The following is a 12,285-nucleotide window of genomic DNA, read 5'->3' as shown; positions in this document are numbered from 1 at the left end:
AACTCAGTAATACATTTCCTAGATAATCAGTATAATTGTAAATATAATTATTTTCACATAATCAAAGATGGCGCAGGACGAAGTGGGCAAACTCGTAGGTGTCCACGGTGCTGTCATCGGTAGATATGAGCGTGAGGAAGTAAAACCATCTATTGAGATGGCCACGCAGCTGGCACAAGCCCTGGAAGTATCTCTGGATTATCTTGTAGGGTCTACGGATATTCTACTGGATAAAAATATTGTCGCTAAAATTTTAGATATACAAAAACTAAAAGAGAACGACAGACAACATGTCTTCGCTCTCCTGGATGCGTTCCTTAAACAAACTAAATTGCAAAGCATTTTATAAAACAACAAAGCCACTCGTTTGAGTGGCTTTGGTTTTATTTAAGAAATTTTCAAATCTTGTAACATTTTCTAATTGTTCGATATTTCTAATATTTTTATTTCTCCTAAACAATTTGAGCCTTCATAAAAATAAATTTTTTCTCCAATTTTCAACTTGTCTTTTACAAATTCCTCAAACATAAAACTAATTTCTACTTCTCCAATTTCACCAGGATAAAACAATTGTTTTTTATTATCCAATAGCATAATTCTTCCAGATGTTAAACTTTCTGTTCCAAAATCAAACGCAGGTCTATATCCATTAGAAAAAGGCGTTTTTCTAATATCATCATACATATGCAGTGTTGCTTTAATTGTTATCATTATAATAGTTTTATTTATGGTAAAGGGCTATAATTAAGAGCTTTCACATTTTTAATATTTTGTAGCTGATTAGCAGGTATAGATATTACATTCTTTCCATCCATAATATAAGAACCTGATGTTTTCATTACACTATTCGGAACTTTAGCTTTTATTATAGTGTTTGCCGTTTTATCCCAAGGATAAAATGCTTTTGAAAAGAATGAAGCATCACTTGCTGTTGTAGTAAATAACTTTTCTGTTGCATAACCACTTTCTCCGACACGTAGACCATTAGTACCAATATCGGCTAACTCCGCTGGTGAAACAGATCTATAAACCGTTGTTGATTTAGACAATAAGCCTCCAATTTTTACAATCGCAAGTTCGGAAGCAATAGCTAACGGTGCTTGTTGCATAGCTGTAAGTGTTGTAGATGCTAATTGAGCCGATGGATTAGCAAAAGCTCCCTCTGCAGTATTTAATGATGGTGTTTCTCTTATATAAGAACCATCGTTAGGAGTTCCAAAAGCTGCAACACTCATTGCTGATGCAGAATCACCTGCTTGAATTAAAGGATCTAAATTATTCATTACTCCCATTCCTCCTAACAAAGAATTATTAGTATAAGAGCGATCAGAATTTAATGCAGTTGTAGAACCGTCCTGAGTTGTATATGTCCCAGATTTTCCAAGATAGGTCTCATTAGCTCCAGCTGTAGCTTGACTTGTGGCATTATTATTCCAATAAATCTGGTTAGTTTCTCTGTTATGAACCCAATCCGTTCCTTGTCTTCCATCAGGATCAATGAAACGTATTGGATTATTGAACGCATAATTATAAGGACTATGTCTAGTCATTTTCTCCGCTAATGGATCCACAACCCCCCATCTTCCCACATCCGGCATATACATTCTCGCTCCATAATCATACATACCCGTCTCCTGCAACTCCTTGCCATTATACTTGTACTGATAAGCAGGGTTCCCCGCCAACACATTCACCCCCTCATGTTTTAATCCAAAAGGATAATAATTGTTTTCTTCAATGATCTCAACTCCTGACCCGTTATTCATGTAACTTAATCGTACATTTCCTAAATGATCAGTATAGTTGTAAATATACTTATTTTTTACAAAATCAAAATAGCCTTCCGAGGTAGGTACAAATTGTAATGCAGGGGAAGCCGGGGGCAATCCAAACATGATATCCCTGAATTTTCCAACACGTACTGAAAGCCATCCAGATAATCCGTAACGGTATAAGCTAGGCTGGTATTTCCCTGCCAGTCTCTCTTATAATAAGAATATCCTTTTTTAAGTTTTGTCCCGTCAGCCCTGTACAAATAAGAACTAAGGCTCCCGAAAGGACTGGTATTGTTGTTGTTCTTCACTGAGGAAGGAAGATTCAGAAAGTTGTATGTAATCTCATTAATTCCTTTATCTAAATGATTTGTCATATTGCCATTCGAGTCATACCCTATGGTATTTCCTCCACCGCTATATCCTGAATAATTCTGAGCAGCATCTGTTACTTTCAAAAGTCTGTTTCCGGAGTAGGTATAGCTCAGGTTGTCAATCTGCATGGCTAGCCCATTGGTGGTATTTTTAGTATTCCGGTACAATCGGGTAATATTTCCGTTCAGGTCATATTCTGTAGTTTCCCCGAAATGATCTTCTTGAGGTACGGTACTGTCAGGTTCGGAATAATGTCCGTAGTTTAGCCTGTTTAAGCTGTCATAACTATATGAATACCTTTTTAAAACATGATCATTAGATGTTTTCCAATCCACCTCTGCAATGTTTCCATTGTATCTTCCGATAGCGAAAAGAGTATTGGCAGGGGTATGGTATTTAAGTTCATATCCAAATAGTTTTCCGCTCAGGTTGGAAGGGTTATTAATTCTGGTCATCCAGCCACGGATGTTATATTGATAATCAATCTGCTGAAGGGAGCAGCAGCCACTACTCCCGCCTACTTTCTTACTTTCTAGCTGGGAAAGTTCATTGTATTTGTTCTGGGCTAATATTTCAACAGGATTACCATTGACCTGATGGGTAAGTTTAACCAACCGGTTCTGGGGGTCATATGTAAATATTTCTCTGGTAACTATTTCTGCATTGTTGATAATCCTAATCTTCTATGATAAGTATTTGTTTGAAGGATGGTTCCTGTAAAGTCTAGTTTATGGTTTAATACGGTATATCCTCCAAGGTGGTTATTGCTTCTCGACCCTATTATTCTGCCTTGGGTATCATACCAGGTAAAGGTTTTGGTCCAGTTGTCATCTTCTATATTCTTCACATAAGTGGCTACAGGAAGTCCTTTGGTCGTGCGGTCCTGTGTCGGATTATCCGTAAGAAGAGGCTGGGCAAATGCATTGGTAACAGCGGGTGATCCTGCAGGATAGGTATCATAATAGTTGACACTTAAAACCGTTTCGATATCAAAAAAATATCCATTGCTGTACTGAACCGGCATTCCGTTTTTGGTAAATCCTGTACTGCTCCTGTTCTCCACTATTATGAGATGCCCTGCCTGGGACTGCATGCTGCTTCTGCTTCCTCCGGCAATGATCCCTGTATAAGCCACTCTCCCGAATGGATCATATTTAGTAATCAGCCATTTGCTTTTCTCCCGCATATTGGCATCCTGGGTCATGATAAGCCTCTCCGCCTGATCATACACCATATATTCCCAGCCTTTTCCGGGTAGTTTTTTCTCGACCAAACGGTTTCTGCCGTCATAACGGTATTCATAAGCTAAAGCCTGCTGATCTTCCCATTGCCAGTGTACCTTTTTTGATAATAAGGGGGGAATCACCCAGGCCAACTGGTCATATTCATTGTATACGTAATAAGTATCTGCATTTTCTGTAGCACTCAGGACTTTTCTCACTAACAAAAGCTGTCCTCTGCCGTTTTTGAATTCTATGGTTTTGTTGCCGTCTTCATCGGTTATTGTGTTCTTATATAGTTGTCCGCCATCATAAGTCCCTCCGTAATCAATGGTAGACTTAGTGGCACCATTTTCCCAGGTGGTCGTTGTGGTACATTTAATAACTTCTCCTGTAATGTTCACATCATAGTCAAATTTCACAGGCTTATTCTGCCAGGCATTTCCTACCTGGATCTGCTGCTGGATCCTGTCCAATGGTGAGTTTTCCAGTAATTTCTCTGCATAGATCTTTTCTGATCCGTAAAGATCCGGACTGGGAAGCATTGGTTAATGGAGAGGTGTAAATTGCTCCGTTTTGAGTTCCTTGCTGGGGAACGGGTAAAAATTCTTTTACCTGTCTTCCAAAATCATCATATTCAAAATGGCTCACCACATCCCTGCCCAATGGAGAGGATTTGACATTCACGACCTGCTTGGGTCTTCCCAGGCCGTCAAAATACTGAACCGTTTCTGAGGTTTTGGGATTGGCAAGTGTAGGGTCTGATAAATAGGTTTTACTGTAAATATAATTTTCTGCGGGACTCGGTGTTGTTTGCGCAGAGGAAAACCCCACCACAAATAATGCACTGAGAGGTGTAATTATCTTTTTCATCGTTTGTTAGTTTTTATAATGGTATTTCATTTCCTTCAATACTTTTCCGTTTACATCCACTACTTTTTCAAGACGGTTGGCCGAGTCATAGAGGTAATATTCTGTAATTCCTGAGGGCGGGGTGATGCTTCTTACGCCAATCAATGGATCATAGCTGTAGGTGGTGATCTGATAACCCGATAAGCTATTTTTAAAATTTTTAAAGGCATTCAGTAAAGCAGTCTCATCATTATTGGGTACAGCAGCGGCGTCTGTATCAGAAGCACTAATCAGTGCCGTAATCAGGGATTGCTGAATATCCGTTAATTTGGCATTTTCGATCTTGGCAATAGGCTGGGTATTGTTATAGCCCCAGATAATTACGGTGGAAATCCCATCTTTGGTGGTATACTGCTGAAGGTTTCCTTTTGAATCGTATTTATCATAAGTGACTTCTGTGGCAGTTCCTCCCTGAAGTCCGGTAGAAATGATTGAAGTCGGAAATAAGGTGACAGGATCATCATACCTGGTTTCTACCCTGGAAATGGTTTTCCCTGCATCATTACTATTCATTTTCTTCGTCATCACAGTTTCCAGCGGTATTCCGGTCATATTGGCATTAATCAGCTTTTGGCTGCCTTTTTCGTGGGCATAGCTGTAAGTGGTTTCATGTACCGTCTGATCAGAATAGGTCATTTTTTCAGAGGTCGGCTGATGATGGCTTACACTTGCATTGGTCGTCTCTATATTGATTGTCATAGAAGGTAAGCCATTCGTATATTCCTGTTTGATTTTCTTATAATTCCGGATCATTCCTCCATAGAAGAAAGCTGTTCTGTAAGTATCATGATCAAATACCGGGTCAGAATTATTTGCATCAAGATATTTACCCCATTTATAGATAGGGATACTTTTTATTTCATGAGATAAAATATAACTTGCCGGAGCTACATCAGGAGGCATAGGCATCAATCCATTTCTCGGAGTATTGGTAGCTACTGTACCATCATACTTTCTATAAAAGCGATAAGGGAGGTCATCACCTGAAAAACTATATAAATTGGTTAATGTTTCTACAATTTTCCCGTTAGAATCATAACTTACAGTTTTTAAATTCAATCCTCTCGCCCAATCCATATCATCAGCAAGATTGTATGGATATTTATAGTACTCCCCTCCATCCAGGTAATTGGTGAAATTGTATTTTTTAGACCACAACACCGAATCATCAGCAGATGAAAAAGTTTCTGTGACCTGGGAATATCCTACCTGGCCTGCATTATTAAAGCTTGACATCGGCTGCATTGAATCCGATCTGTTACCAGCCAGCAAAGGATAATTTCCAAATCTCTTAATAATATACATATAATCGGGAGTTCCCAATAATATCCCGGAACTAGTTCCATTATCTTGGGTGTAGGTGAATTTTCTTTTGGCAATTTTACCGTTTTCATTGGTCTCAATTCGTGCAATTCTCCTTCCGGCCCCCACAAAACTGTTGATAGGAAGTGTCGGTTTCCGTTCTTTCCACTGCAGACTCACTGAAAACGGATTGGTTTCATAGTTTTGAGAGTCACTCAGGGTAAAGGACCCGTTGGTGACTTCAATACGGTAATTACCATTTTCAAGAGGTGGATTAACTAGGGTTTGCTGTCCCTGTGTAATGATATAAGTGGCCCCTGTCTGAGTATTGTATAGCCTTACTTTGGTTTTACAATCGGTTGTTTCAACTGAAGTACAGTTTTGTCCCAACGATGCAATATAAACAAGCTCCTTATTATAGCTTGACTGGATGGTAAATTCTTTGACATACTTTCCAAGACTGGTAGTGTTGTTATTTAAAACAAAATATTCCGGTCCCTTGGCTATAGCTGTAGCTTTTTTATCATACATGATCATAGACGGGCTGGACAGCATAAAATCTGAAAAATATTTAGGCACAATCACATTATTATTCTCGTAATAGAAGTTCTCACTTCCACCGGTAGGATAAGTTATCTTAGTCAATATTCCTGCTTCTGCGAAGTTGGCATACACATCCCGGTCTGAAACATCGGTGAAAATATTCTCTTTATTAGGCTTACCATTAAAATATCCCCAATAGTCAATAGCGTTCGAAAAACGGTTGGGAAGTTCCTGAGGATTGTATTCTAATTGATAGGAGGAAACAATATTGTCATTCCTGTCCAATTCATTAACCCGATTAAGGAATAAGCGCTTATCTGACTTCGTATCTTTACTGAGTACGTTAGGATGAATATTATTATGATTTCCATCTCCCTGACGGTAGCCTTGCATAAAAGCTATCTTTTTAATCTGAGTCTCCCTCTTATTTTTTAATATGATACTTTGTAAAGCTTTTCCTCCTTTAAGATCTTCGCGTTCAGTTGTGCCGTATATAAACTCCAGACTTCCTTCAGGAAAAGAAATATTCTGAAGAACCTGTTGCCTGGTTATGGTTGTACTCAGTGAAATATCACCTATATTATCTCCTTTCTTGATATCTGTTTTCGAATATGTGGTTACTTCTTCTGAGTTATAATTAAACAAATAGCTGTTCTTTAAAGTCTTTACTTCTTTTAAATGCCAGGCTGTCCTGTATCCGTTTTCCTGCTGTTTAGGCGCCTCTATAACAAGTCCGGAACTTACAGCAGTGACAGTATCATAGGTTGAGTTTGCTGCTGAAGAGTCTTTTCCAAAATAGTATTTGTTCCCAAGCTCATCGGTAATGATTATCCGGCTAATCCTATAATTTCCTCCATTGGGATCTTCATAATCTATATCGATCTTCCAGTCATCGAAACTTTGAGCCACGGCTTTTTTAGTGACATTATCAATGATAAACTTTGCAGACTTTCCTAGAAAATTAATAAAAAACAAATCCGGATCTTCATCTACCGGTGTATCAGAACTTCCATATCCAGCATTTTCATTCCCCAACTGATGGCGTAAAGCAGTATTGGTTTCAAAATCTGAATTGTATGAATACGTTAAATAACCTCTGGTATATTCATCCGGACGATGTCTTACCTGGCGGGTAATTAAACCTCCTGCGCTTAAGCTCCAACCAGCTCCGAGGGAAGAGGCTACTTCCGCCACTCTCACCCCTTTGGTATCATACTGTATGGATACATTCAACGGAATATCTCCGGTATTGATGCTAAATAATGGAATACCTACATTGGCCGAACCCCTGTAGTAGGAAACCGGACTTTCCACAAACTTTGCTATGGAAGCAGCATTAGGGGATGGCGGTACAATTTTAGGTATATATTGTGCATAAGCAACTGAATTTAAAAATACTATTGCTCCTAGTGTTATAATTGCTCTTTTCATCGGTTATTTCTTAATCATTTTAGCATTCGCCGTTTTATTCGTATCCGTTTTTATCGTTACCAGGTAAGCCCCCTGGATCAAAGGCTGGGTGTTGATCTTGGTTACCGTGTTTTTGGTCTTCAGATGCTGAACCTGTCTTCCGCTCATGTCATAGACTACAATCTCCGCTTCCTTAAACTCAAAGCCGATTTCCACATAGGCATAGTCGGATACAGGATTCGGATAGATTTTGATGTCGTATTTCTGGATCAGATCTTTCACCTGCTTATCACCCAGCTTCACGATCTTCCAGTTCTCTTTGCCCAGTTCTTCGGCGCTCGTTCCTGCTAATATAATAGAACCGTCCCTGTTCAGCCTGATATCTGAAAGTCTCTCTTCTCTTCGTCTTGAGTCTCCATTCACATGTTTTCTCCACTGTTCATTACCGTTTCCATCCAGATACAGCATCCAGAAGGTCTCATCGTCCTTCTCTATTCTTCCTTCCGCCTGAGTATAACCGCCCAACAATATTCCTTTGGTGATGTCTTGATTCTTGATTCCTGGATCTTGACTCTGTATTACATTCATGCCCATCAGGATATCCCGGTTCTTAAAATTGTAGGATTTCTGCCACTGCTCGTCGCCTCTTTCATTCAAAGCGATCAGCCAAAGGTCTGTACCTTCTTCTATCCCTACGGTTTTATTGCCGGATCTTTCGGAACGGGACTCTCCACCGATAATGAAACCCTTTGAGGTTAAAGCGAGGGTTCTGATATGGTCATCGCCTTTGCCGCCGAAGTTCTTTTCCCATTCTACTTTCCCGGTCTTATCCAGTTTTACGATCCAGTAATCGCCTTCTCCGAAATTGCTGCTGGCTTTTGGCATTGGGCTAAGGGCGGCTGAGGAAGCAGGCTTTTCAGCCGAAACAGGATTAGTCGTTGCTGATTGAGAATTACTCATGTAAGCGCCACTTCTGGAATAGATGCCCAGCAATGCGCCGCCGTCTTTCGTGGGAATCATCTTTTCAACTTCATCCAGCCCTCTTCCGCCTAAGATCAGCTGGGAAAGTTCTTTGCCATCTTTGTCAAGCCGGATGATCCATACATCTTTGGAACCGTAGCCTTTGGAGGAGCTTTGCACATTCCCTGCTACAAAGAATCCTAAGTCTGTGGTTTGGATCACCGCTCTGGCTTCTTCGTCCGATGAAGTTCCCAGCGTTTTCTGCCACAGCTCATCCCCGAATTCATTCATTCTTATCAGCCAGATATCTGATCCGCCTCTGGATTCTTCTTTTTTATCGAGCCCTTTCCCCGAATAGGAAGTTCCCGCAACAAGAAATCCTCCTTCCCGGGTGGTAACGGCAGCGGATAAGTAATCATGGTTCTGGCCGGAGAAGTATTTTTCCCAGACTTCTTCACCCTGTTGGTTCAGTTTTACAAGATGGTAGTCGTAACCGTTGTTTTGCTTACTTCCAGCCTCAGGCTTCCCGCTTCCTGACTGTATACAGCTTCCGGTAATTAAATACTGCTGGTCTATGGTGGTGGTCACCTGGCTTAGGAAATCCTGTGTGGAAGACCTGATATCTTTCTGCCAGATCACTTCCTGGGCAGACAGGCCGAAAAATGCATATAAGGTACATACACAGAGATACATTTTTTTCATCCCCTGTTATTTTGAGTTAATGTTAGTTATTGTCAGTTTAAATCGGGTGCAAAATTATTATTTTTAGTTCACTCTAAAAAGAATAATTATTTTGATTGAGTATAAATTAGCCCTCTCGTTTTCAGTTTTGATTTCACAAAAACAAAAGTATTCAAAGAAGGCGACAGAACATGTCGCATTATATACCTCCCTCATTATAAAAAATTATATTGGGAGGATTGTATTTCAATGTACTTTTTTAGGCAATTGAAACCAATCTATATCTTAAACTTAATTACTTTAGCGTTAGCTATTGCCATGCTTTGTTTTTATTGATATGTTTACCTTATGATGAGAAAAAGCTATTACGAAAAACTGGCATGCATGGTTATATTACTGACTGTTTTACTGGTCTATCAGAAATATACCAGCAGAGAAAAAGAACCTTTTCCTGAGGTAGAGTTCATAGTAAGCTCTTCTATTCCTGCCAGGATCCCGGATTTTGATCCTAATGTTCTGGATGAAGGACAATGGCAGAAGCTTGGCTTTTCCGAAAAACAAGCCTCAGTAATTCTTAAGTATAAAAAACTGATTGGAGGGAATTTCAGTTCAAAGGAACAACTGAAAAAATGCTATGCGATTTCCACAGAAAAATTCACTGAACTGGAATCTTTCATTCTCCTCCCTGAAACGGCTAAAGAAACAGAATCCGGGACTTTTAAAAATTTTGAAAAGAAAGGGATCATTATTACCAGAAAGTTCAATCCGGACCAGTTTTCTGCCGGAGAGTGGATAAAAATGGGCTTCAGTGAAAAGCAGGCCGGCGCTATTTTAAAATATAAGAATTATCTGGGAGGAAGCTTTATCAGTAAAGAGAAGTTTAAAGAATGTTTTATTATTTCACCGGAAAATTACAGGCAGCTTGAGCCTTATCTTCTTCTCCCGGAAAAAGCCCGGGAAAACAGCAGAACTTTCGCGGAAAATAATACAAAAGCTCAAAAACCGCATCATTCATTTAATCCTAATACACTGAATACAGCAGAATGGCAAGCTCTAGGCTTTTCTGAAAAACAGGCGAATGCCATTGTGAATTACCGTGACAGAAATCTGAGGGGAAGCTTTAAAAATCTTGAAGAATTACAGAAATGCTTTGTGATTTCCGCGGAAAAATTTCAAGAATTAAAGCCTTATATTCAACTAAAAGAGCAAGTTAAACAGGAACAAACTGATTTTTCAAAAACTGATCTCAACAGCATCACTTTCAAACAGCTGTTGGAGTTCGGACTCGATGAAAGAAGTGCAGCTTCCATGATTGGCTTCCGGAATAAACTGGGTGGTTTTATGAATAAACAGCAAATTCTGGATACATATAATATTGATAAAGATAAGGTGCAGAAGCTGATTTCCACAGCCCAGCTGGATACTTCCGGCGTTCCCAGATATAGTTTGGCAGAAGCTCCTGAAGAATGGCTGAAAAATCATCCGTATTTTAAATATTCTGCGGATAAGATCATCTTTTACCGGATCACGTATCCTGATGATAAAAAAATATGGAAGTTTTTAAAACTGAAACCTGAGTATGAAGAAAGAATGAGGTTATACGTAAAATAACATAAACCCAGATAAAAAGTTGAATTTGAAAAAAACAATGCATAAAGCATGAATTTCAAATACTTAACATTTTTCTATTCAGGATTTTAAAGGATCAATTTATCTTCGATAAAACTATTCCAAAAAATAATATCTTGGAATAGTTTTATCATCTGAAACACTATTCTAACTTTTAATGATGCATATAATTGCTGGGGCCATTGGTTCCTTCAATAGATTCCGGCAGTATTCCATACCGGGTACGTAAATTCACCGTACCTAATGTTTTTCCCGTATTGATATCAATTATACTAATGGTTCCGGAATTTAAGTTAGGGATATTCAATAAATTATTTTGTACCGCTACAACCTCTTTTCCTGATTTAGTTTTAAAGAAAGCCATATGGTGTGCCCCTTTATCCGCGTCAAAAGTCTTCAAAAGCTTTAGTTGAGGAAGATTGTTTATATCAAAGACAAGCACTTTTCCAGGGTCTGCAAAACTCACATACAGTTTATTGGAATCGTCAATATACATTTCGAGTGTCCATCCTAATCCTTGTGTACTTCCGTCAAAAAACTTAGTAAAAGCATCATATTTTTTGGTTGTGGTATTGTATGGAGCCATCCAGATATCACCTCCAAGCATTGTTGTAGCAAGTGCATATTGCGGAAATTTTCCATGTAGTAATAAAACCTCAACAGGAGCGGACATATCTGTCGGCGAGTCTGCTACCTGATAGGTCTCCTTTATTTCATAGGTATTCAGATCTAATAAAGTACAGGTATTCCCCATTCCAGTAGTAAGGTCCGGGTGAATGGTGGAGGTTACCATCATTAATCCTTTTTCCTCATTAACTGAAATGCCATGCGGATACATTATAAATTGATTGGGATTATCCTGAATTGGTGCTTTAATAGTTTTGATAAGCTGATTATTACTAGCGTTAAAAACACCTATGCTTCCATCTTTTGGACCTCCTGCCCCACCCATAAAGGTCAGAAATTATCTTCCGTCATTAGTGAAAAATAAATTTTCTCCTACCGTATTCTCACCAGTGTCAATAGGAGTTGCACTCATTAATTTGGACTGTCCATTTTGGTCCTCTTCCGTTTTTATCTCATAGAGATAGCTGCCTCCCAAAGCAGTTGTGAACATTTTTTTTGCATTTTGATTGTAATAGATATGATGCGGCAATACGCCAATACCCAATTCAAGCCTGCTGCTGATATGTCCAAAATTTGGAGCTTCAGGATCGAGCTCTATAACAGCAATTCCGTCTGGTAATCCTTTTAAACTTCTGTAATCAATATAAAACGAAGAATCATGGGAATGCTCCGAATTGTGGTTATCATTGTGACAATTAGTAAATAGTATCAAAATGATAAACAAGAGAACTGTATTAAATTTTAATTTCATGATTTTCAGGTTATAGTTGTTACTATTATAAATATAATACATTTTCAGTGAGAAATAAAATATATTACACTATTATGTGAAAAATCATCAAATAACAATAAGT

11 protein-coding genes are annotated in these 12,285 nt (G+C 38.8%); 2 read left to right on the top strand and 9 right to left on the bottom strand.

Annotated features, from left to right (window positions below; translation table 11 throughout):
• Positions 1-67: 67 nt before the first annotated feature.
• Positions 68-349, top strand: a complete 282-nt coding sequence (locus MUW56_RS17510; protein WP_292014399.1) for a helix-turn-helix transcriptional regulator — start codon at positions 68-70, stop codon at positions 347-349.
• A gap of 68 nt (positions 350-417) precedes the next feature.
• Here MUW56_RS17510 and MUW56_RS17505 read toward each other — a convergent pair whose 3' ends face one another.
• From MUW56_RS17505 to MUW56_RS17475, 7 genes are read right to left on the bottom strand one after another with little or no spacing between them, the layout of a single operon-like run.
• The gene (locus tag MUW56_RS17505; protein WP_292014398.1) at positions 418-711 is read right to left on the bottom strand and encodes a hypothetical protein; all 294 of its coding nucleotides are present in this window, start codon (positions 709-711) and stop codon (positions 418-420) included.
• Between the two features lie 14 nt (positions 712-725).
• A complete protein-coding gene (locus MUW56_RS17500) occupies positions 726-1,895 on the bottom strand; it encodes an RHS repeat-associated core domain-containing protein (protein WP_292014397.1) in 1,170 nt (389 codons plus the stop codon).
• Positions 1,823-2,761, bottom strand: a complete 939-nt coding sequence (locus MUW56_RS17495; RefSeq protein WP_292014396.1) for a hypothetical protein — start codon at positions 2,759-2,761, stop codon at positions 1,823-1,825. Before MUW56_RS17495 ends, MUW56_RS17500 begins: the two co-directional genes overlap by 73 nt.
• A gap of 38 nt (positions 2,762-2,799) precedes the next feature.
• Entirely contained in the window at positions 2,800-3,912 is a 1,113-nt protein-coding gene (locus MUW56_RS17490; protein ID WP_292014395.1) for a hypothetical protein, read from the bottom strand.
• Positions 3,794-4,240, bottom strand: a complete 447-nt coding sequence (locus tag MUW56_RS17485) for a DUF6443 domain-containing protein (protein ID WP_292014394.1) — start codon at positions 4,238-4,240, stop codon at positions 3,794-3,796. Before MUW56_RS17485 ends, MUW56_RS17490 begins: the two co-directional genes overlap by 119 nt.
• A gap of 6 nt (positions 4,241-4,246) precedes the next feature.
• Positions 4,247-7,555: a hypothetical protein gene (locus MUW56_RS17480; protein ID WP_292014393.1), complete on the bottom strand. Its 3,309-nt coding sequence runs from the start codon at positions 7,553-7,555 to the stop codon at positions 4,247-4,249.
• Positions 7,556-7,558: 3 nt separating this feature from the next.
• Entirely contained in the window at positions 7,559-9,196 is a 1,638-nt protein-coding gene (locus tag MUW56_RS17475; protein ID WP_292014392.1) for a T9SS type A sorting domain-containing protein, read from the bottom strand.
• Between the two features lie 327 nt (positions 9,197-9,523).
• Between MUW56_RS17475 and MUW56_RS17470 the strand changes: the two genes are divergently transcribed.
• Positions 9,524-10,786 carry a helix-hairpin-helix domain-containing protein gene (locus tag MUW56_RS17470; protein WP_292014391.1) on the top strand — a complete coding sequence of 421 codons (1,263 nt, stop codon included), beginning with the start codon at positions 9,524-9,526 and terminating at the stop codon, positions 10,784-10,786.
• Positions 10,787-10,958: 172 nt separating this feature from the next.
• Here MUW56_RS17470 and MUW56_RS17465 read toward each other — a convergent pair whose 3' ends face one another.
• Both MUW56_RS17465 and MUW56_RS17460 read right to left on the bottom strand, forming a co-directional pair.
• A complete protein-coding gene (locus tag MUW56_RS17465; protein WP_292014390.1) occupies positions 10,959-11,756 on the bottom strand; it encodes a hypothetical protein in 798 nt (265 codons plus the stop codon).
• A 12-nt stretch (positions 11,757-11,768) separates the two neighbouring features.
• Complete coding sequence (locus tag MUW56_RS17460) at positions 11,769-12,182, bottom strand: hypothetical protein (RefSeq protein ID WP_292014389.1); 414 nt, start codon at positions 12,180-12,182, stop codon at positions 11,769-11,771.
• Between the last annotated feature and the right edge of the window lie 103 nt (positions 12,183-12,285).

The sequence above is a fragment of the Chryseobacterium sp. genome, from assembly GCF_022869225.1.
Taxonomy (GTDB): domain Bacteria; phylum Bacteroidota; class Bacteroidia; order Flavobacteriales; family Weeksellaceae; genus Chryseobacterium.
This window is presented reverse-complemented; position numbering and strand designations above follow the sequence as displayed.

Bases quoted from the DNA above. Each gene is read 5' to 3' on its own strand.
- MUW56_RS17510 (WP_292014399.1), top strand. From the start codon at position 68: ATGGCGCAGGACGAAGTGGGCAAACTCGTAGGTGTCCACGGTGCTGTC.
- MUW56_RS17505 (WP_292014398.1), bottom strand. From the start codon at position 711: ATGATAACAATTAAAGCAACACTGCATATGTATGATGATATTAGAAAA.
- MUW56_RS17500 (WP_292014397.1), bottom strand. From the start codon at position 1,895: ATGTTTGGATTGCCCCCGGCTTCCCCTGCATTACAATTTGTACCTACC.
- MUW56_RS17490 (WP_292014395.1), bottom strand. From the start codon at position 3,912: ATGCTTCCCAGTCCGGATCTTTACGGATCAGAAAAGATCTATGCAGAG.
- MUW56_RS17485 (WP_292014394.1), bottom strand. From the start codon at position 4,240: ATGAAAAAGATAATTACACCTCTCAGTGCATTATTTGTGGTGGGGTTT.
- MUW56_RS17480 (WP_292014393.1), bottom strand. From the start codon at position 7,555: ATGAAAAGAGCAATTATAACACTAGGAGCAATAGTATTTTTAAATTCA.
- MUW56_RS17475 (WP_292014392.1), bottom strand. From the start codon at position 9,196: ATGAAAAAAATGTATCTCTGTGTATGTACCTTATATGCATTTTTCGGC.
- MUW56_RS17470 (WP_292014391.1), top strand. From the start codon at position 9,524: ATGATGAGAAAAAGCTATTACGAAAAACTGGCATGCATGGTTATATTA.
- MUW56_RS17465 (WP_292014390.1), bottom strand. From the start codon at position 11,756: ATGGGTGGGGCAGGAGGTCCAAAAGATGGAAGCATAGGTGTTTTTAAC.
- MUW56_RS17460 (WP_292014389.1), bottom strand. From the start codon at position 12,182: ATGAAATTAAAATTTAATACAGTTCTCTTGTTTATCATTTTGATACTA.